The 20,497-nt window shown below is 68.1% G+C and carries 19 protein-coding genes; 15 read left to right on the forward strand and 4 right to left on the reverse strand.

Annotated features, from left to right (window positions below; translation table 11 throughout):
• Position 1: 1 nt before the first annotated feature.
• Genes KHC27_RS18795 through mnhG form a run of 3 tightly spaced genes read left to right on the forward strand, consistent with a single transcriptional unit; the run spans position 2 to position 1,115 of the window.
• The gene (locus tag KHC27_RS18795; protein WP_213341054.1) at positions 2-493 is read left to right on the forward strand and encodes a Na+/H+ antiporter subunit E; all 492 of its coding nucleotides are present in this window, start codon (positions 2-4) and stop codon (positions 491-493) included.
• A 47-nt stretch (positions 494-540) separates the two neighbouring features.
• Positions 541-783, forward strand: coding sequence for a K+/H+ antiporter subunit F (locus KHC27_RS18800; protein WP_425514895.1), 243 nt, complete (start codon positions 541-543; stop codon positions 781-783).
• The gene (gene mnhG / locus KHC27_RS18805) at positions 780-1,115 is read left to right on the forward strand and encodes a monovalent cation/H(+) antiporter subunit G (RefSeq protein WP_213341058.1); all 336 of its coding nucleotides are present in this window, start codon (positions 780-782) and stop codon (positions 1,113-1,115) included. The genes KHC27_RS18800 and mnhG overlap by 4 nt, the downstream gene beginning before the upstream one ends.
• A gap of 9 nt (positions 1,116-1,124) precedes the next feature.
• Here mnhG and KHC27_RS18810 read toward each other — a convergent pair whose 3' ends face one another.
• The gene (locus tag KHC27_RS18810; protein WP_246520068.1) at positions 1,125-2,036 is read right to left on the reverse strand and encodes a LysR family transcriptional regulator; all 912 of its coding nucleotides are present in this window, start codon (positions 2,034-2,036) and stop codon (positions 1,125-1,127) included.
• Between the two features lie 131 nt (positions 2,037-2,167).
• On the opposite strand from KHC27_RS18810, the gene KHC27_RS18815 reads away from it, so the two are divergent.
• The 3 genes from KHC27_RS18815 (at position 2,168) to cydC (ending at position 7,275) form a co-directional block, all read left to right on the forward strand.
• Positions 2,168-3,082 (forward strand): alpha/beta fold hydrolase, encoded by a 915-nt coding sequence (locus tag KHC27_RS18815; protein ID WP_213341060.1) that lies wholly within the window; start codon positions 2,168-2,170, stop codon positions 3,080-3,082.
• A 648-nt stretch (positions 3,083-3,730) separates the two neighbouring features.
• The gene (gene cydD, locus KHC27_RS18820; RefSeq protein ID WP_343210942.1) at positions 3,731-5,563 is read left to right on the forward strand and encodes a thiol reductant ABC exporter subunit CydD; all 1,833 of its coding nucleotides are present in this window, start codon (positions 3,731-3,733) and stop codon (positions 5,561-5,563) included.
• Positions 5,560-7,275, forward strand: a complete 1,716-nt coding sequence (gene cydC, locus KHC27_RS18825; RefSeq protein ID WP_213341062.1) for a thiol reductant ABC exporter subunit CydC — start codon at positions 5,560-5,562, stop codon at positions 7,273-7,275. The genes cydD and cydC overlap by 4 nt, the downstream gene beginning before the upstream one ends.
• 14 nt (positions 7,276-7,289) lie before the next feature.
• Here the strand turns inward: cydC and KHC27_RS18830 are convergent, their stop codons facing one another.
• Positions 7,290-8,456: an alpha/beta hydrolase family protein gene (locus KHC27_RS18830; RefSeq protein WP_246520077.1), complete on the reverse strand. Its 1,167-nt coding sequence runs from the start codon at positions 8,454-8,456 to the stop codon at positions 7,290-7,292.
• 197 nt (positions 8,457-8,653) lie between these two features.
• A complete protein-coding gene (locus tag KHC27_RS18835) occupies positions 8,654-9,595 on the reverse strand; it encodes a GlxA family transcriptional regulator (RefSeq protein WP_213341065.1) in 942 nt (313 codons plus the stop codon).
• 116 nt (positions 9,596-9,711) lie between these two features.
• Between KHC27_RS18835 and KHC27_RS18840 the strand changes: the two genes are divergently transcribed.
• Positions 9,712-10,515, forward strand: coding sequence for an SDR family NAD(P)-dependent oxidoreductase (locus KHC27_RS18840; RefSeq protein ID WP_213341067.1), 804 nt, complete (start codon positions 9,712-9,714; stop codon positions 10,513-10,515).
• Positions 10,516-10,732: 217 nt separating this feature from the next.
• On the opposite strand, the gene KHC27_RS18845 is transcribed toward KHC27_RS18840, so the two are convergent.
• Positions 10,733-12,028: an aminotransferase class III-fold pyridoxal phosphate-dependent enzyme gene (locus tag KHC27_RS18845; RefSeq protein ID WP_213341069.1), complete on the reverse strand. Its 1,296-nt coding sequence runs from the start codon at positions 12,026-12,028 to the stop codon at positions 10,733-10,735.
• 218 nt (positions 12,029-12,246) lie between these two features.
• Here KHC27_RS18845 and KHC27_RS18850 point away from each other — a divergent pair, with 218 nt between their 5' ends.
• The 8 genes from KHC27_RS18850 to KHC27_RS18885 all read left to right on the forward strand — a co-directional run bounded on the left by KHC27_RS18850 (position 12,247) and on the right by KHC27_RS18885 (position 20,245).
• The gene (locus KHC27_RS18850) at positions 12,247-12,951 is read left to right on the forward strand and encodes a TetR/AcrR family transcriptional regulator (RefSeq protein WP_213341071.1); all 705 of its coding nucleotides are present in this window, start codon (positions 12,247-12,249) and stop codon (positions 12,949-12,951) included.
• A 344-nt stretch (positions 12,952-13,295) separates the two neighbouring features.
• Entirely contained in the window at positions 13,296-14,609 is a 1,314-nt protein-coding gene (locus KHC27_RS18855) for an LLM class flavin-dependent oxidoreductase (protein ID WP_213341073.1), read from the forward strand.
• A 107-nt stretch (positions 14,610-14,716) separates the two neighbouring features.
• Positions 14,717-15,799 carry an ABC transporter substrate-binding protein gene (locus tag KHC27_RS18860; RefSeq protein WP_213341075.1) on the forward strand — a complete coding sequence of 361 codons (1,083 nt, stop codon included), beginning with the start codon at positions 14,717-14,719 and terminating at the stop codon, positions 15,797-15,799.
• Between the two features lie 74 nt (positions 15,800-15,873).
• A complete protein-coding gene (locus tag KHC27_RS18865; protein ID WP_213341077.1) occupies positions 15,874-16,713 on the forward strand; it encodes an ABC transporter permease in 840 nt (279 codons plus the stop codon).
• The gene (locus KHC27_RS18870) at positions 16,710-17,546 is read left to right on the forward strand and encodes an ABC transporter permease (protein ID WP_213341079.1); all 837 of its coding nucleotides are present in this window, start codon (positions 16,710-16,712) and stop codon (positions 17,544-17,546) included. Before KHC27_RS18865 ends, KHC27_RS18870 begins: the two co-directional genes overlap by 4 nt.
• On the forward strand, positions 17,543-18,694 hold the full coding sequence (locus tag KHC27_RS18875) for an ABC transporter ATP-binding protein (RefSeq protein WP_246520069.1): 1,152 nt from the start codon (positions 17,543-17,545) through the stop codon (positions 18,692-18,694). Before KHC27_RS18870 ends, KHC27_RS18875 begins: the two co-directional genes overlap by 4 nt.
• Before the next feature lie 28 nt (positions 18,695-18,722).
• Positions 18,723-19,256, forward strand: a complete 534-nt coding sequence (locus tag KHC27_RS18880) for a flavin reductase (RefSeq protein ID WP_213341081.1) — start codon at positions 18,723-18,725, stop codon at positions 19,254-19,256.
• Positions 19,257-19,282: 26 nt separating this feature from the next.
• The gene (locus KHC27_RS18885) at positions 19,283-20,245 is read left to right on the forward strand and encodes an aminotransferase class IV (protein WP_213341083.1); all 963 of its coding nucleotides are present in this window, start codon (positions 19,283-19,285) and stop codon (positions 20,243-20,245) included.
• The last annotated feature ends 252 nt before the right edge of the window (positions 20,246-20,497 follow it).

Here is a 20,497-nt window from a genome sequence, read left to right on the forward strand (position 1 = left end):
GATGCGGCGCGCCCTGTTCCCGTTTCCCCGCCTGTTCCTGGCGCTGTGGGCGCTGTGGCTGCTGCTGAACCAGAGCCTCTCCACCGGCCAGCTCCTGCTCGGGGCGGTGGTGGCCTATGGCGCCGCCTGGGCGATGGCCGCGCTCGACCCGCCGGCGGCCCGGCCGAAGGCGCCGCGCGCGGTGCTGCTGCTGCTCGGGCGGGTGCTGGTGGATGTGGTGCGTTCCAACATCGCGGTGGGCCGCATCATCCTCGGCCGCGGCCGCCGCGACCGCGCCACCGGCCTGATGACGGTGCATCTCGACCTCACCGACCGCTACGGCCTTGCCGTGCTCAGCATCATCCTCACCGCCACGCCCGGCACGCTGTGGCTGAACCACGATCCCGCCCGCAACGAGCTGCTGCTGCACGTGCTCGACTTCGTCGACGAGGGCGAATGGACCGACATCATCAAGAACCGCTACGAGCGGCTGCTGATCGAGATCTTCCAATGAGCGCGGACGCGGCGAACCTCTTCCTCCATGGCTGCCTGACCCTGGCGATGCTGGTGCTGGCGAGCGCGATGGCGCTGGCGAGCTGGCGGCTGATCCGCGGCCCGCGGGCGCAGGACCGCATCCTCGCGCTCGACACCTTCTACGTCACCGCCATGCTGCTGCTGCTGGTGTTCGGCATCCGCAGCGGAACGACGATCTATTTCGAGGCGGCGCTGGTGGTGGCGATGCTCGGCTTCGTCAGCACGGTGGCGCTGGCGAAGTTCCTGATGCGCGGCGAGGTGATCGAATGAGCGGCATGATCCTGCTTCCGGCCTGGGCGGCGGTGCTGGTCGGGCTGCTGGCGCTGGCGGGCGCGGCGGTGACGCTGGTCGGCACGCTGGGCCTCGTCCGGCTACCGGACTTCTATTCCCGCGCCCACGCCCCCTCGCTGGGCGCGACGGTCGGGACGGTGCTGCTGGTCGCCGCCTCGATGGTGGCCTTCACCGCGCTGAACGGCCGCCCCTCGGTGCACGAGCTGCTGATCGCGCTGTTCATCACCGTCACCACGCCGGCGCCGCTGATGATGCTGGCCCGCGCCACGCTCTACCGCGAGCGGATCGAGAGCAGCGGCGGCAAGGAGTAGGCGCCGGGCTCACGCCTCCCACGACGCGCCGTCGCCGAAGCTGCGGCGCAGGCTCTCCGTCAGCGCGGCGAGCTTGGCCGAGGCGCCGCGGGCGCGGGGATAGGCGATGTGCAGCTCGGCGCCTTCGGCCTCGACCCCGAGCCGCACCGGCGCCAGCGCGCCGCTGCGCAGTTCGGCCTGCACGAAGAAGGTGGGCAGAAGGGCGAGCCCGAGCCCCGCCAGGGCGGCGTCGCGCATGACGATGCCGTTGTTGACCCGCAACCGCGCCTTCGGCCGCACCACGGTCCACCCGTCCTCCCCGGCGAAGCGCCAGTCGGCCTCGCGGTTGAAATAGAGGATGCCGCGATGCTCGCGCAGCTCCTCCACCCGCGCGGGCGTGCCGTGGGCGGCGAAATAGGCCGGCGCGCCGACCAGCAGCCGCCGGGTGGTGGCGAGGCGCCGCGCGACCAGCCGGCTGTCGGCGATGGGGCCGTGGCGCACCACAGCGTCGAACCCGTCGGCGGCGGCGTCCACGAAGCGGTCGTCGAGGTCGAGGGTCAGCTCGATGCCGGGATGATCGGCGAGGAAGCGGTAGAGCGCCGGCCCGAGATGCAGCAGCCCGAACCCGACCGGCGCCGAAAGGCGCAGCGGCCCGACCAGCGTCTGCCGCCGCTCCGCCAGCTCGGCGCGGGATTCCGCCACCTCGTGCAGGATGGTACGGGCGCGGGGCAGGAAACGGTGGCCGTCCTCGGTCAGCGCCAGCCGCCGCGTGGTGCGCTGCACCAGCCGCGCGTCGAGCCCGCGCTCCAGATCGGCGAGGCGTTCGCTGACGACCGACTTGGCGAGGCCGAGCCGCCGCGCGGCTTCGCTGATGGAGCCGGCATCGGCGATGGCGAGGAAGGCGGCGATGCCGTCCAGCTTCATGTCGTTCGGCTTCGTCATGGTTCGGATTCGCCATTGTTCGGCCTGGCCGGAAACCGGTTTCGGCTTTCGCCGGCTAGTGCGGACGATGATCCGCCCGCACCTTCCTGTCCAGAGCCGCCCCTTCACCCGCGGCCTTGGGGGTTACACCGATGCGCCGTCCGCTCCTTTCCCTGATCGCCGCCCTGCTGGGCACCGCGCCGGCTGCGGCGCAGGTCGTTCCCTTTCCCGCCACCTTCGTGACGCGGGAGGTCGCCACCAACGACACCACGCTCCATGTCCGCATCGGCGGCGTCGGGCCGGCGGTGGTGCTGCTGCACGGCTATGGCGAGACCGGCGACATGTGGGCGCCGCTGGCGGCGGATCTGGCGCGCGACCACATGGTGATCGTGCCGGATCTGCGGGGCATGGGCCTCTCCGCCCAGCCCGCCGGCGGCTACGACAAGAAGACCCAGGGCCGCGACATCGCCGGCCTGCTCGACGGGCTCGGCGTCGCCCGCACCGATCTCGTGACCCACGACATCGGCAACATGGTGGGCTATGCCTTCGCCGCCGCCTATCCCGACCGCGTCACCCGCTTCGTGCTGATGGACGCGCCGCTGCCCGGCATCGGGCCGTGGGAGGAGATCCTCAAGAACCCGCTGCTGTGGCATTTCCGGTTCGGCGGGCCGGACATGGAGCGGCTGGTCGCCGGCCGCGAGCGCATCTATCTCGACCGGTTCTGGAACGAGTTTTCAGCGACCCCGGCGCGGTTCAGCGAGGCCTCGCGGCAGCACTACGCCGCGCTCTATGCCCGGCCCGGCGCCATGCACGCCGGCTTCGCCCAGTTCGCCGCGTTCGATCAGGACGCGGTCGACAACACGGCGTTCGCCGCCGCGGGCAAGCTGACCATGCCGGTGCTGGCGATCGGCGGCGAGAAATCCTTCGGCCCGACCATGGCGGTGGTGATGGGCTTCGTCGCGACCGACGTGCACGAGGCGGTGGTGCCGGATGCCGGCCACTGGCTGATGGAGGAGCAGCCCGAGGCCACGGTGAAGCTGGTCCGCGCCTTTCTCGACGCGAAATAAGGCCGGAGCCGGCGCGGCCGGCGGGCCACCGCCGCCGCATCCACCGGCCTTCGCAGCGACCCGCGGGCGCCGTCCCGCGGCCACCGCGCGCCGCGCCTCGGCAGGAAGGCCGGGGCGTCGCAGGGCGTCAGGTCATCAGGCCTCAAGACACCGGCGTCCCGCCCCGACCCGTCTGCCCTGCCCGCCCGCTCCGTCGGCGGCAGCGCCACGCCCTGACCCGCCGCGAGCGATCCCCGCCTCTCCGGGCCGCGCCGCCTTTCTGTGACGGATGGCCGCCGGCCCTTACACCTCGCGCCCCCGCACCCGCCCCGATGTGAGCCGATGGGCGGCAGGTCCATCGGCGATCAGCCGAGACATCGCTCGTGCGGATGTGAACGGGCGCGGGCGCCTTCCCGGCCGCGCGCCGCCTGTGCCGCATCGGCGCCGCCCATGCCATGTGCTAGAGGCTTTGCCCGGGCGGTGGGCGATCCGCGCCGGAAACCGCCGAACAATGACCTGGCGCATGGCGGCAAACCTTCCTTCGCCGGATATGCAGGAGGCCTCGCCCCATCTCACACCCGTGGCGGGTGGAGGACGGGCGGGCAACGGATGGGCAGAGGCGCGGCGGCAAGGCTCCGGCAGTCGCCGCGCGGACAGACGGACAGGCTCGTGGCATCGGACACCCTGCTGACGACGGAAGCGGCGCCCCCGGACGAGACGGAGATGGCGGGCGCGCAGGAGGCCCGGCAGCGCAAGAGCCGGGCTGCCCGCCTGCTCGCCGGCTGGCGCCCGCTGGCCCGGCGCGAGCTGGCCGCCGCCATGGTGGCCGGCGCGCTCGGCGGTGCCGTCATCGTGGCGCAGGCCTGGGTCGTCGCGTCCATCCTCGATGCCGCGCTGTTCCGGGGCGCGCCGCCGGAGGCGCTGACGGGCGGGCTGCTGGCGCTGGCCGGGCTGCTGGTGCTGCGCGCGGTGGCGGCCTATGGCGCCGAGCGCTTCGGCTTCGCCGCGGCGATGAAGGTGGTGCCGGCGCTGCGGCGGGCGATGCTGGAGCGGCTGGACCGGATCGGCCCTCTCGGCCTGTCCGGCACCCCCTCCGGCGAGATCGTCGCCGCGCTGGCGGATGGGGTGCGGGGCACCGAACCGTTCTTCTCCCGCTACATCCCCGCCACCAGCCAGGCGGTGGTGCTGCCGCTCGGCATCCTCATCGTGGTGGCACCGCTCGACTGGGTGTCCGCCCTCGCCTTCCTCGTCACCGCGCCGCTGATCCCGCTGTTCATGGCGCTGATCGGCATGGGCGCGGAACAGCGCAACCAGCGCCAGTGGCGCCGGCTCCAGCGCATGTCCGGCCATTTCCTCGACGCCATTCAGGGCATCGCCACGCTGAAGGCCTTCAATGCCGGCCCGCGCATGGTCGGCGAGGTCGCCGAAGCGGCGGACGGCTACCGCCGCGACACGATGGCGGTGCTGCGCATCGCCTTCCTCTCCTCGCTCACCCTCGAATTCTTCGCCACCGTCTCCATCGCGCTGGTGGCGCTGATGATCGGGCTGCGGCTGATGTGGGGGGAGATGGGCTACCAGCACGGCCTCTTCGTGCTGCTGCTGGCGCCGGAGTTCTATCTGCCGCTGCGCGCCATGGGGACCGCCTATCACGCCCGGATGGAATCGCTGGGTGCCGCCGAGCGGCTGGCGGCGCTGGAGGACATGCCGGACATGGCCGAGAGCGGGGCCGGCGTCGGCGCCCCGCCGCTGCCGGCGGGCCCGGTGGCGATCCGCTTCGAGGATGTGCGGCTCGACTTCGCCGATGGCCGCCGCGCGCTGGACGGGGTGAGCTTCACCATTCCCGCCGGCGAAACCTGGGCCGTGGTCGGCGCCTCCGGCGCCGGCAAATCCAGCCTGTTCGCGCTCCTCATGGGCTTTGCCCGCCCCACCGGCGGGCGCATCCTGGTGAATGGCGCGCCGCTGGCGGCGCTCGATCTCGCCGCCTTCCGCGCCGGGCTCGCCTATGTCCCCCAGCGGCCCACCCTGTTCGCCGCCGACGCCGCCGCCAATATCGCGCTGGGCGAGGCGGCACCCGATGCCGCCCGGGTGGTGCAGGCGGCGCGGCAGGCCGCCATCCACGCCCGGCTCGAGGCGCTGCCGCAGGGCTACGCCACCCCGCTCGGGGAAGGCGGCCATGCGCTCTCCGGCGGCGAGGCGCACCGCGTCGGGCTCGCCCGCGCCTTCTACCGCGACGCCCCGCTGGTGCTGCTCGACGAACCCACCGCCCATCTCGACGCCGGCACCGAGGCGGCGGTTCAGCAGGCGATTGCCGGGCTGAAGCCGGGCCGCACCCTGCTCGTCATCGCCCACCGGCTCGCCAGCCTCGCCCATGCCGACCGCATCCTGGTGCTGGAGCGCGGCCGGGTGGTGGAAATCGGCACCGAGGCGGCGCTGCGCGCCGCCGGCGGGACCTTCGCCGCGCTGGTGCGCAGCGCGCTCGCCGAGGGGGAGACACCGGCATGAGGGATTTTCTCCGCCTGCTCCGGCTGATGCGGCCCCAGGCCGGCTGGATGGCGCTTTCCGTGCTGCTGGCCGCGACCGCCACCCTCGCCAGCATCGCGCTGATGGCGATCTCCGGCTGGTTCGTCACCGCCATGGCGCTGGCCGGCGCGGCGGGGGTGACGATGAACTACTTCACCCCCTCCGCCTATATCCGGGCCTGCGCCCTGCTGCGCACCGGCGGGCGCTATGCCGAGCGGATCGTCGGCCACGAGGCGACGCTGCGCTTCGTCGCCAGCCTGCGGCCGTGGCTGTTCGCCCGCATGGAGGCCGGCGCGCCGGCCACGCTGCAGGGACTCGCCAGCGGCGACCTGCTGAGCCGGCTGCGCGGCGATATCGACCGGCTGGAGACCGCCTTCCTCAGGGTCCTCTCGCCCTTCGCGGTGGCGCTGCTGGCACTCGGGCCGTGCCTCGCCGTGCTCGCCGCCCATGACGGCGCGATGGCCATCGTGACCGGCCTCATCATCCTCACCGGCGCCCTCATCATACCGATCATCCTGCACGCTGGCAGCGCTGCCAGCGCCCGCCGGCTGGCCCGCGGCAGCGCCCGGCTGAATGCCCTTCTGGTCGAAGAAGTGCAAGGATTGCAGGAGCTTGCCGTCTATGACGGCGCCCGCCTCCACCGCGCCCGCCTGCTCGCCGCCAGCGACGCGCTGACGGCCGACGAACAGCGCCTGTCGCAGGCCTCCAGCCTCGCCACCGCCCCCCTCCTCGCCGCCCCCCACCTCGCCCTGCTGGGGGTGCTGATTCTGGGATTGCCGCGGCTGGGGAATGGCGGGATCGCACCCGCCGAACTGCCCATGCTGGCGCTGCTGGCGCTGGCGACTTTTGACGCCGTCGTCGCTATCCCATTGGCAATACAAACGATTCCGACACTGCTCAGCTCCGCACGGCGGGTGTTCGAGGTGGCGGACACCCCCGCGCCAGCCCCCGAACCCGCGGTCCCCCGGGCCATACCGCGGAGCGGAGCGTTGCGGCTGCAGGGGGTCGGACTGACCTATCCCGGCGCCTCGACGCCCAGTCTAGCCGGCCTCGACCTCGATCTGGTGCCCGGCCGCCGCATCGCCGTGGTGGGGCCGAGCGGGTCCGGCAAATCGAGCATTGCGTCGCTGGCCATGCGGTTCGTCCCCCCGTCCGAGGGCACGATCGCCTTTGCCGACGTGCCCTATCCCGCCCTCCGCGGGGCCGATATCCGCGACCGCCTCGCGCTGATGTCGCAGGCCGATCACCTGTTCAGCGGCTCGATCGCGGAGAACCTCAGGATCGCCGACCCTCGCGCCGGCCACGCAAGCCTTTGTGAAGCCTGCCGAATCGCACAGATACTGGATTTCATCGAAGCGCAGCCGAAGGGCTTCGATACCGAGGTGGGTGCGCATGGCACCCGGCTGTCGGGAGGCGAGGCCCGTCGGATCGCGCTGGCCCGGGCGCTGCTGGCGCGCCGGCCCATCCTCATTCTCGACGAGCCGACCGAGGGCCTCGACCTCGCCACCGAGGCGGCTCTGCTCGACGCCCTGCTGGACGCCCGGCCAGACCTGACGCTGTTGCTGCTCACCCACCGCCCGGCGCGCCTCGAGCGCATGGACGAGATCATCCGCCTCGAGCAGGGCCGGGTCGTCGCCCGCGGCGGCCCGGCCGAGCTTGCCCGGCTGTTGCCGCCGCCGGCATTGACCACCTGAGCTTCTCCAATAGGTTACGGCGTGTCGAACCAGATTTTCCACTGCGGCACCGCCGTGGCGAAGGTGCCGCGATGGTTGGTCTTCCCGGTCGAGATCGCCTCGACGGTCATGTTGCCCGCGCCCATGGCGCGCTGATAGGTCTGCGCGATCTGGCCGACGCCGGGCGTGATCACCTCATCGGCCTCACCATAATAATTGCGCACCGGCGATTTGATGACCCAGCGATAGGCCTGCGTCTGGGCAATGATTCGGCCATAGGCCGACATCGCGAAGAACTGGGGATCGAAATAGGCCGGCCGGATTAGCTTGTGAAGATCCGAAGGGATGGTGCTGACATCGATCGGCTCGTTCTCATAAGCCTTGCGAAGCGTGTCGTAATACTCGCCAGCGAACATCGAGGCCGCCATACCCGGCAGGCCGTAATACTCCTCGTAGGAGAAAGCCGAGAGGATGAAGAGGGAGTTCACCCAACCCGCGTCGATCGTGCGGGGGAACTGAAGGAACCCGTTGAGCGCGGCAAAGACGTCCAGCGGGGCGCTTGCGGTGGCGGTCCTGACGGTGACGCCGGTCGATTCCAGCTTTTCCAGCATGGCCATGGTGACGAAGCCGCCCTGCGACCAGCCGGCGATGGCGAGACTAGGGGTGGCGATCTTCATCTGCTCCAGCACGGCCCGGCTGGCCAGAAGCATGTCGTAGGTCGCCTGCTGGTGGCTACCCTTCACCATGAAGCCCTGCGGCTCGTTGGAGCCTCCCATCCCGAAATAGTCTGCGCCGATAAGCACATAGCCCTGACCGGCGAATTGCGCGATCATGAGCTGCGTCTCGGGGCTCTGGTCGGGAAAGGAAGGCACCTGCTGCTTCCGGTACACCGTTCCATGCTGATAGGACACCATGGGAAAGCTGGTTGCCCCGGTGTCCGGCACGGCGAGGAGACCCGTCGCCACAATCGGACGGTTGTCACGCTCGGGAACGACCGACGTGTAGGTCACGCGGTAGAGACGCACCGCGTTGCGGGCGGGGGTATAGGCAACGGTGGTGCCGAAGAAGGCCGGGGTATCGACCGTCAGGATGTGGTTCAGGCGCTCGACCGGCCATGTCGTGAGATATTGATAGCTGACACCGGAGGCGACGGAGACGGGCGAGGTCTCGTCCGCCCGGGAGGGCGCAAGAGCTCCCCCCATCCCCAGCAGGACCGCGGCGATCACGAGATGGCGCAGGAAGGTCAACATATCGACTCCACCGAGAAAAGGGCCGGCCACACGCGGCCAGCCGCCACGCACCATGGCTGCCGACGGTAAATGATTGATGGCACAAACGGTAGCAGACCTCTTCGGCTGGACACCGTCCTTCATCGGCGGCTTCTGCCGGAGGCTCCCGTTCAGGCCCTGCGCATCATGCGGCGCAACGCCTGGGGCGGCTGGCCGTAGTTGCGCATGAACACCTCGCGCATCCGGCGCAGATCGGCAAAGCCGACCTCGCGCGCCACCGCTTCCAGGCTGTGCCGGGTATCCTCCAGCAGCAGCCGTGCCGCCTCCAGCCGCAGTTGCTCCACCGCCTTTGCCGGCGACTGCCCGGTCTCGGCGCGAAAGCTGCGGCTGAACTGGCGCGGGGAGAGCGCGGCGACTTCCGCAAGCTCTTCGACCGTCAGAAGGTTGGTCAGGTGGCTGCGGGCGTGGGAGAGCGCCTTCTGGATGCGGTCGCTGCTCGGCGCGAGGTCCAGCATCTCGGAATGCTGCGACTGCCCCCCCGCCCGGCGATGGTGCATCACCATGCGCCGCGCCACCGATCGTGCCGCATCGGGGCCGAGATCCTTTTCGACAAGGGCGACAGCAACGTCCAGACCGGCGGTGAGACCCGCCGAGGTCCAGACCGGCCCTTCATTGATGAAGATGCGATCTTCCTCCACACGGATGGCGGGAAAGCTCTCCTGCATCAGCCGGGCAAAGGCCCAGTGTGTCGTTGCACGCCGGCCGTCCAGCATGCCGAGCTGCGCCAACAGGAAAGCACCCGTGCAAAGGCCCACCGAGCGCCTGGCGAGGACCGCCGCCTCGTGGAGCGACGCCAGCGTCCGCGCGTCCTGAAGCGGCGGCGGCGTCAGCCCCGCCATCAGCAGCAGCGTATCGACAGCCCCCGCCTCACCGAGCGGGCGCGTCGGCACATCGAACCCGCTGGAAGAGGCGACCGGCCCGCCCGCCACGGAGTAGATGCCGAGCGAATAGAAAGGCTCTTCCACCACAGCGTTTGCGAGTTCGAACGCGGCTTGCGCGCCCAGCGCCAGAAACTGGAAGCCGGGCGTCAGCACCATCGCGACCTGCGGCATGGGCCGTCCTCCTCATGTCCTGAATCATGTCGATATACGTCATTTCGGCCAAAGTCCATTCGCGCCATAACGGGGGTGTCGAAAGCGACACGTCACCTCACCGAAAGGACCGCACCATGACCCAGGGAACCGCACTCATCACCGGCGCATCGAGCGGGATCGGCGCGATCTACGCCGATCGTCTGGCCCGGCGCGGGCACGACCTGATCCTCGTCGCCCGGCAGCAGGACAAGCTGCATTCGCTCGCCGCGCGCATTTCGGATGAGACCGGCCGCGCCGTGGAAGTGATCGCGGCGGACCTCGGCAACGCCAGCGACCTCGCCCGGGTCGAAGCCGTCCTGCGCAGCGACGCCAGCATCTCCCTGCTGGTGAACAACGCCGGCATTGGCACGCATACGGAACTGCTCGCCAGCGACGTCGACCGGATGGAGGCGATGATCCGCCTCAACATCACGGCGCTGATGCGGCTCAGCTACGCGGCCGCGCCCGCCTTCGTGGCCCGGGGCAAGGGCACGATCATCAACATCGCCTCGATCGTGGCGATCGCGCCGGAGTTGCTGAACGGGGTGTATGGCGGGTCCAAGGCCTTCGTTCAGGCCTTCAGCCTTTCGCTGCACAAGGAACTGGCCGACAAGGGCGTGCGCATCCAGTCGGTGCTTCCCGGCGCCACCGCGACCGATTTCTGGGCGATCGGCGGGCTGCCCGTGGAGCATCTGCCCAGCGAGATCGTGATGCGCGCCGAGGACATGGTGGATGCCGCCCTGATCGGGCTCGACCGCGGCGAGACCACCACCATTCCGGCACTCGCCGACATCGGCCTTTGGAACGCATTCGAAGCCGCGCGGGCCAGCCTCGCTCCCCACCTCTCCGCCAGCGCCCCCGCCGCCCGCTTCGGCCTTGCCGCGCCCGCGGCGACGTGATCGGGCCGCCCGCGGACACGAGAGCCTGCGCGAGGCAGAAGTGCCGCGCGTTGCTCGAACGCTCCTACCGATCCCGCGCTGTGCCATGCGGGGTCGCGGCTATCGGAGGCCTCCCGGGCGGATGCTGATCGACCCCGGTCGGATTTCGTGCGCGGCGCCGTGTCAGCACCGCGGCTGTCCGACATCGAGGCCGGTTTAGAGTCACAACTGCCCAACCTCACATTGAGAGAAGAGCGGCCCGCTCCAGCCGGTCGCGCACCGCCGGTCGTTCCAGCGGCAGGTGGGCGCGGTCTTGGGCCTTCAGCGCCGCAAAAGCGGCGTCGGTCGCCTGCAGCGTGAGCGCGACATCCGCCTCGGTGAGCGCCGCGTTGATGAACATGTTGTGGTAGGGGTGGAGATACACGCCCCGGCGCACCGCCGCCGCCGTCCAGAAATAGCCGAGCCGCATTTCCGGGTCGTCCTCGAACAGGATCTGCGGCATCTGTGCCGGACCGGTCTGGCGCAGCGTAAAACCGTGATCGGCCGCCTGCGCGGCCAGCCCTTCGCGGAACAGGCGGCCGGTATGGGCCAGACGTTCGAGATAATCGCTGTCGCGCACGATTTTCAACGTCGCCAGCGCCGCCGCCATCGGCACGGCGGAGAACCAGAACGAACCGGTGACGAAGACGCTGGAAGCGGCCTTGCGCATGTGTTCGAGCCCCACCAGCGCCGAGATCGGCTGGCCATTGCCGATCACCTTGCCGATGGCGGTGAGATCCGGCGTGACGCCGAGCCCGGCCCAGGCGCCCTCGCGCGACAGGCGAAAGGCGGAGCGCACCTCGTCGAGCACGAGCACCACCCCCTCGGCATCGCACAGCCGACGCGCCTCGCCGGCGAAGGTGGCGTCGGGCTCGGATTGGTCGCGGAAGGTTTCGTGGCGGAACGGCGTCGCGAACACTGCCGCGATATCCCCGGCATGGGCCTTCATCGCGTCGGCGAGGTCCTGCGGGTCCTGGTCGCGGTAATAGACGATGTGGCCGCGATCTTCGGATAAAATCCCCGCCGGTCCCGGCGTGCACCACGGCGCGGCGCCATGATAGACGCCCTTGCCGACGAGGATCTTGCGCTTGCCGGTATGGGCGCGGGCGATGACGGTCGCCATCGAGGTCGCGTCAGTTCCATTCTTGCAGAACATCGCCCAGTCGGCGGCGCTCAGCATCGAGACCATGGTCTCGGCCAGGGTCACCATGACTTCGGATGGCCCGGTCAGCGTGTCGCCCAGCGCTGCCTGTGCCGCTACCGCCGCTTCGACCTGGGGCTCGCGATAGCCCAGCAGGTTGGGGCCGTAGGCGCACATATAGTCGATATATTCATTATCATCGACATCCCATAGGCGGGCGCCTTCCGCGCGGCGGAAGAACTGGGGGAAATCGCCCGGCAGCAGGGCGGTCGATTCATGGCCGTACATACCACCCGGAATGACCTTGGCGGCACGCTCCTTCAGTTCCGCGTTGCGCGAATTGGTCCAGCTCATAGCGGACGGCCTCGTGTTCGATCGATGAAAAGACCGTCGCACAATGGGGAGACGTGGTGCGCCGGAAACCTGGTGCCGGGTGAATAATCCCAACGCGGAACGACGATAATGATAATATTATCGATTATCAATCGCGATATGATGGCGCCCCTCCCGGATTTGCCCGGCCCGGCGGCCCCAGCTAGTCTGCCGCGGAAAAACCGAGGAACGACATGCCAATGAACGATCGCCCGGACGCCAGCGTCACCATTGACGAGGAGCGTACGGCGGCGGCAAGCGAGATGGGCCTTGCCGGCAAGGGTCCCGTGCGCCGTCGGCGGGGCCAGATCCGCCTCAAGGCGCTGATCGAGGCGACCGACGCGCTGCTGGCGGAGCACGACGTGAGCGAGGTCGGCCTGTATCAGATCGCCGAGCGGGCGGGCGTGCCCGCGGCCTCGATCTATCACTTCTTCCCGAACAAGGAGGCGGCGCTTGTGGCGCTTGCGGAAGACTACCTCGATCGCCTGGTGCTGCGCTCGACCGAAGCCCCGCCGCAATTGCCGACGAGCTGGCAGGACCTGATCAGCTGGCGCATCCGCACCTCCGCCCGCTTCTACAATGAGCACGTCCCGCTCATGCGGCTGTTCCTTGGCGCCAGCATCAGTGCCGAGGTTCGTCAGCGCGACATGGCGGGCACCCATGCCGTCTCGCAGACGCGCGCCGAGATGTTCAACCGCTACTTCGTCATGCCGCCCATTCGCGACTGGACCGGAAAGCTCGCAACCTCGCTCGCCATTGCCGACGGCATCTGGGCACTCTCCTACAGCCAGCACCAGCGCATCACCGACGACTCCATCGAGGAAGCGATACGGGCGGTGACGGCCTATCTGCGCTGCTATCTCCCGGACTGGATCGAGCCACGCACCGCAACCATCACGACTTAGCGAATAATTATCGGCTTTCTCCCCCTCACCGGCCGGGCGGGACGAGACTGTCGGCGCGCCTCGATCAAACCCGGGCGCCGGGGTCGGCCGTCGCGCAGCCTCATCACGCATGCGCACTGGGCACATCCTCAGAGAGCCATCCAGGCAACTGCTCATGATATCGGCAGAGGTCAGGAAATATGCATATCGGGCTGCGGTGCAGCAATTTTGATATTGATATTCGATTTTTCCATCAATAACGTCCCACCATCGAGTTCGGATGCAGGCGCAGCTTGAGCGTGGAACCAGCCCCTTGGGGCGGTCCGCCGAGGACGTGTTGTGTCGTTAGCGCAGAGGTGACGGGCGTGCCGAGGCAAATGCATTTCATCGGTTTCTGCATTGCGGGGCCGAACTGGCATCACAACGGGAGCTGGCGCCACGATGAAAGCGATGCCGTCGAAGCACTCGATCCCCGGCGCTACGAGAACATCGCTCGCATTCTCGAAGAGGGTAAGTTTGACGGCCTGTTCTTTGTCGACGTGCTGACGTTGTTCGATACTTTCGGCAAGAGCTTCGCCGCCAATCTGCGCCAGCCCGGCCAGATCTTCCTGCTGGAGCCGCTGCAGCTGCTCTCGCGCATGGCGGCGGTCACCAAGCATCTCGGCCTCGCGGCGACGATGTCCACCGCCTTCTACCACCCGTTCCACATCGCCCGGGCCTTCGCGTCGCTGGACCACATCAGCGGCGGGCGCGCCGCCTGGAACGTGGTGACCTCGGCGAATGATCGCGAGGCGCAGAATTTCGGCATGGAAAAGCTGATGGAGCGTGGCTTGCGCTACGACCATGCCGAGGAAGTCATCGAGGCCTGCCAGGCGCTGTGGAACTCCTGGGACGAGGACGCCCTGATCCTCGACCGCAAGAATGGCGTCTATGCCGACCCGGACAAGGTTCGCTATGTGAACTTCGAGGGCAAATGGGTGAAGACGCGCGGGCCGCTGCAGACGCCGCGCTCGCCCCAGACCAGCCCCGTGCTGATGCAGGCCGGCTCTTCCGAGCGCGGACGCGAATTCGCCGGGCGCTGGGCGGAGGTGCTGTTCACGCTGCAGCACGACAAGGCGGAGATGCAGGCCTTCTATGCCGACATCAAGTCGCGCCTCGAGAAGAACGGCCGCCCCGCCAATCACTGCGCCGTTCTGCCCGCCATCGACATCATCGTCGGCGAGACCGAGAGCATCGCGAAGGAAAAGGCTGAATTCCTCAATTCGCTGGTCAGCCCCGAACTTGGCGTGGCCGAGATCTCCAACGCAATGGGCGTCGACCTCTCGGGCTATCCGCTGGACAAGCCTCTGGTCGACATGGAGATCAACCAGGGCTCGCGCGGCGTGTTCGACAACATTCTCAAGGGCAGCGAGAAGAAGAACCTCACGTTGCGCGAAGCCGGCCAGCACTTCGGCATCAGCGAGCTAACCCCGCAACTGATCGGCACGCCGCAGATGATCGCCGACCACATGCAGGACCTGTTCGAGTCCGAGGCCTGCGACGGCTTCGTCATCGTGCCCTCACTCACCCCCGGCGGCTATCAGCAATTCGTGAAGTCGGTGGTGCCCGAACTGCAGCGCCGCGGCATCTACCGCAAGGACTACACCGGACGGACCTTCCGCGAAAACCTGCGCAACTGATCGCGTCCGCCTCCACGCGACCAAGCTTTCCAGTGCCGTGCCAATGCCTCGCCGGGAGCAAACCGGCCGCGTGCCGACGGTCCTCCTCAAAACTCGGGATATCCGCCATGTCCGAACGCATCAGCCGCCCCTCCCCATTCGCGGGCGGCATCTCCCGTCGCGGCTTCCTCGCAGGCACCGCAGCCGTCACTCTGGGGGGCAGCATCGGCGCCCCCAGCATCGTGCGCGCCGCGAGCGACACGATGACCGTGCCCAATTCCGGCGGCGCGCTGGAGGAGGCCTACAAGGTCGCCTATTTCGACACCTTCACCGCCAAGACCGGCGTGAAGATTCTCGGCGCGCCCTATATGGACACCGCCCGCATCAAGGCGATGGTCAACGCGAATGCTGTCGATGTGGACGCCGTCAATATCGACTTCGCCGAGGCCGCCGTGCTGGCAAAGCTCGGCCTGCTGGAACCGATCGACTATGACATCGTCCCGCGCAAGGCGCTGGAGCCGTGGGCGGCCAACGATCACTACATCGTCTCCGACGTCGCCGCTCTGGTGATGGGCTGGAATACCCAAACGTTCACGCCGGAAAATCGGCCCAAGGGCTGGGTCGAGTTCTTCGACGCGGCCACCAAGCCCGGACAGCGCAGCCTGTGGAAGCTCGCCCCGCAGACGCTGGAAGTTGCCGCGCTCGGTGCCGGCGTCCCTGCCGACAAGCTCTACCCGCTCGATCTCGATGCGGCCTTCGCGACACTCGACAAGATCAAGCCGAACCTCACCTGGTGGACGTCGGGCGCCCAGAGCGCCCAATTGCTGACCTCTGGCGAAGTCGATGTCGGCACCGCCTGGAACGGCCGCCTGTTCGAACCGAAGAACGATGGCGCCTCGATCGACTACACGTTCGACCAGAGCGTCTTCACCTGTGATGCCTTCGTCGTGCCAAAGGGCGTGAAGGACAAGAAGCGGGCCATGGAGTTTCTCGCCAATCTGGTCGAGGCGAAGAACCAGGCTGCTTTTGCCCAGCACATCCCGTACGGCCCCACCGTCCCCGCCGCCTTTGAGCTGCTCGACGCAAAGACGCTGGCGCTGCTGCCGAACTCTCCCGAAAATGGCAAGACTGCGGTGCTGCAGAATGTCCAGTACTGGGCGGATAACGGCGACGAGCTGTTTGGCCGCTTCAACAAGTGGCTGGTCGGGTGAGCAAGGCCGCTATGGTGGGAGAAGCGAGGGAGGCGCACGCCTCCCTCGAGCGGCACGCAGAGACGCAGACAGGGGTGAAGCCCTGGTCGCCCTCGCGGGGCAGCCTGTTCCTGCTGGCCGCACCACTGCTGCTGCTGGCGCTGTTCTTCCTCTTTCCTTTGATCTGGGTGTTCGCGCAGAGCTTCAGCTCGCCGCGCGGACTTGCCGACACCTATGTACGCATCGCCACCGACCCGGCCTTGCGCTACCCGCTTTTCTACACCTTCCAGACGGCGGCCATCGTCACCTTCTGCGCGCTGGTGCTGAGCTATCCCGTCGCCTTCCTGATCAGCCGTGCGCAGGGGCGCTGGCTGGCCATTGGCATGGTTCTCGTGCTGGTGCCGTTCTGGACCAGCGCGGTGATCCGCTCCTATGCCTGGCTGGTTCTGCTGCAGAGGCGCGGCGTGGTGAACGAAGCGCTGCTGGCGCTCGGCTTCATCGATCGGCCGTTGCGGCTCGCCAACACCGATATCGGCACCCATATCGCCATGGCGCAGATCATGCTGCCCTTCATGATCCTGCCGTTGCTGAGCGCCATGCGCGGCATCGACCCGAGCGTGATGCGCGCCGCCGCCATTCTCGGCGCCAACCCTTTCCGCCAGTTCGTCAGCGTCTATCTGCCGCTTTCCATGCCGGGGGTAGGCGCAGGGTGCGTGCTCGTCTTCATCTCGACGCTCGGCTTCTACATCACACCGGCGCTGCTCGGCAGTTCCAGCCCGATGATCGCGGTGGCGATCGAGCAGCAGGTCTCGCGCCTGCTCGACTGGCCGCAGGCTTCGGCATTGGCCTCGGTGCTCCTCGTCCTCACCTGCCTGCTGTTCATGCTCTATGAGCGCCTGAACCGGCGCCTCGCCGGGGCGGGAGAGGCGCGATGAACCGCACCGCCGTCACCCCGTTCTGGCGCATGGCCAGCGTTGGCCTTGTCGCCTTCTCCTGCCTCGTCCTGGTCTATCTGGTGTTGCCGACGCTGGTCGTCATACCGCTCTCCTTCTCCTCGGACACTTTCCTGCGCTTCCCGCCGAGCGGCTTTTCCACGCGCTGGTACGAGAGTTTCGCGGCGAGCCAAGATTACCAGCTCGCCATCATCAACAGCGTGAAAATTGGTGTGCCTTCGGCCATGGTCGCCACCGTGTTCGGGGTGATGGCGTCGCTCGCGGTGGTGCGCGGCGCGGTGCCGTTCCGCCGCACGCTGGCAGCGCTGATCATCGCGCCGCTGATCCTGCCTCAGATCGTGCTCGCCATCGGCCTGTTCCCGCTGATGGCGAAGGCCGGCATCGTGGGCACCTATCCCGGCATCGTGCTGGCCCATGCGGTGGTGACGATGCCGCTGGTGTTCATCACCGTCTCGGCGGCGCTGCGAAACTACGCCCCGACGTATGAGCTGGCTGCCATGACGCTCGGCGCCGGGCCGTGGAAGACCTTCTTCTACGTCACCTTCCCCATGATCCGCCCGGGCGTGATCGTCGGCTTCATCTTCGCCTTTGCCTTCTCTTTCGACGAACTGATCCTTGCGATGTTCCTGACCAGCCCGACGACGCGCACCGTGCCGCGGCTGCTGTGGGAACAGCTGAATTTCCAGATGACCCCGGTGATCGCCGCGGCGACCGTGGTGCTGCTCGGTGCGACCCTCGCGCTGCTCGCGCTCGCCGCGATAGCGGGGACGCACGCACGCCGCAGGGCGGCATCGAACGGAGGGACGGCAGCATGAACGGCATGACGGGCATCCCCATCCCGCGCCCCCTGAGGGGAGCCGCCATGCCGGACCTGCCGCCAGCGCGCGGGGCGCGCGTCGAGTTCGATCGCATCAGCAAGGAGTATGGCGACCTCACCGTCCTGCACGAGACCACGCTGAAGATCGAAGCGGGTGAATTTTTCTCGCTCATCGGTCCGTCCGGCTCGGGCAAGTCCACCCTGCTCGGCATCCTCGCCGGCTTCGTGCCGCCGAGCCATGGCGCGGTGCGGGTCGACGGCGTCGACATCGTCGCCAAGCCTCCCTACCGGCGCAACATCGGCATGGTGTTCCAGAACTACGCGCTGTTCCCGCATATGAGCGTCGCCGAGAACATCGGCTTCCCGCTGAAGATGCGCGGCTGCTCACGGGCCGAGATCGGTGAGCGGGTGAAGCGCGCGCTCGCCATGGTGCGGCTCGAGGCGATGGGCGAGCGCCGCCCCGCGCAGCTGTCCGGCGGCCAGCAACAGCGCGTCGCGCTCGCCCGCGCCGCCGTCTACGATCCGCGCCTGCTGCTGATGGACGAGCCGCTCGGCGCCCTCGACAAGAACCTGCGCGAGGAGATGCAGGAAGAGATCAAGCGCTTCCAGCGCGCGCTCGGTGTCACGGTGATCTACGTCACGCACGACCAGCAGGAAGCCGCCTTTCTTGCCGACCGGCTGGCGGTGATGCGCGGCGGCTTACTGGAACAGATCGGCACCCCCCGCCAGCTCTACGAGATGCCGGGGACGCATTTCGTCGCCAGCTTTCTCGGCGAGGCGAGCCTTCTGCCGGTGGCCGAGATCGTCAGCCGGGAGGGGCGGCTGGCGACGGTCCGCACGGCGGGCGGGCTCACCGTGCAGGCGTTCGCGCCGAGCCGGGTCAGCGAGCGCCGCGCGCTGTGCCTGCGGCCGGAAAACATCATCCTCGGCGAGGCGGCCCGGGGACGCGACAACCATTTTCTCGGCACGGTGGAAGAAGCCGTCTTCACTACTGGCACGCTGCGCTACCGCATCCGGCTGCCCGGCAGCGACGGCGTGATCACCGTGCGTGTGCCTTCGCATCCCGGCATCGAACTTCTTTCGCCAGGCACCGGCATCGACATCGGCTGGGACGCGGCGATGGCCGTGATCATCGCCGAGGACTGAACGCATCAGGCTGACCGAAGGCACTCTCATGTTGAATCGCGTCTCTCCGCCCCTCGTCGATACCGGGGCGCTCGTCCCACCCGCCGCGCTCGACGCACAGGCCTTTCGTGCCGGCATGTCGAAACTCGCAGCGGCGGTGAACATCATCACCAGCCCGGGCAAGGACGAGCCTTACGGTTTCACCGCCTCGGCCGTCTGTTCGGTCACCGATACCCCGCCGACGCTGTTGGTCTGCATCAACCGCAGCAATCGCTCGCATCCGGTGATCGCCGCAAGCCGCGTGCTCTGCGTCAACACCGCGTGCGCCGAGCAAGGGCCACTGTCCATGGCGTTCGCCAGCAGCGGTGGCAGCATGGCCCAGCGCTTCGGCCAGGGCGCATGGACGACCATGGCCACCGGCGCGCCGGTGCTGGTCGACGCGGCCGTCTCGTTTGATTGCAGGGTCCTCTCTCTGCAGGAAATCGGCACGCATGATGTGTTGTTCTGCGAGGTGGTGGCGATCCGTGAAGGAGGCCGCGGCGGGCTCGTTTACTTCGACCGCCGCTTCCATCCCCTCGGCTGACCGCGAGACGCTCGGGAGCAACGACCATGAGCAGCATGGAAGCCGTCTTCGCCGGCTATCAGACGCGCCTCGAAGCGCTGAAGGCCAGCGACAATCCGTTCGCGGCCGGTATCGCCTGGGTGGCCGGCGAACTCACCCCCCTGGCCGACGCGCGGATGCCGCTGATGGATCAGGGCTTTCTGCGCTCGGACCTCACCTATGACGTGCCGGCCATCTGGGACGGACGGTTCTTCCGTCTCCATGACCATCTCGACCGGATGGAGCGGAGCTGCGAAAAGCTGCGACTGCGATGCCCGCTCGGGCGCGAGGAGTTGTGCGGCACCCTGGTCGGGATGGCGGCCAAGAGCGGCATTCGCGACGGCTTCGTGTTTCTCGCCGTGACGCGAGGTCTCAAGCAGGTCCGTGGCAACCGGCCCGAGGACCTGACGAATAATCTCTACATGTTCATTTCACCCTATGTCTGGGTCGTTTCGCCGGAAATGCAGCGCACCGGTGCACCTGCCATCGTCACCCGGACAGTGCGGCGCACGCCGCCGGGCGCGTTCGACCCGACGGTCAAGAACCTGCAATGGGGAGACTTCACACGTGGCTTGATGGAAGCGCAGGACCGCGGCGCGATCTATCCCATCCTCACCGATGGAGACGGCAATCTCACCGAAGGCGCCGGCTATAACGTCGTGCTGGTCAAGGATGGCGTGCTTTACACGCCCGAGCGCGGTGTTCTCGAAGGCATCACGCGCAAGACCGTGATGGAAATTGCAGCCGCCCGAGGGATCGACGTGCGGATGGAGCACGTTCCCGTCGATCTGGCCTATCGGGCCGACGAACTGTTCTTTTGCACCACCGCTGCCGGAATCATGCCCGTGACGACGCTCGACGGTGTTCGCGTCGGCGGGGGCCAGGTCGGGCCGATTACGCGACAGATTTGGGAAGACTATTGGGATCTACACTATGATCCGAAGCTGACCATCGAGGTTCCATACAGGTGAAGTCCGTCGACCATGGCGACGGACGATCCGAACCTCGCGGTTCACAGAGGAACAGGTCGTCGGGATGCTGAAGGAGCAGGAGACGGGGCGAAGCCGCTGAACGCACCATAACAGGATAATGCGCAGCTCAAGAAGCTGCCGGCTGAGCACATGCTCAAGCGTTCTTGTGCTCCTTTTACTCTTCGGCATCCGCCGCCTGCAGATTCCGACGTTCATCCGGCCGGGTTTCCAATCGTCATCCGGCCAGCATTC

Source organism: Ancylobacter lacus (assembly GCF_018390635.1).
GTDB lineage: Bacteria > Pseudomonadota > Alphaproteobacteria > Rhizobiales > Xanthobacteraceae > Ancylobacter > Ancylobacter lacus.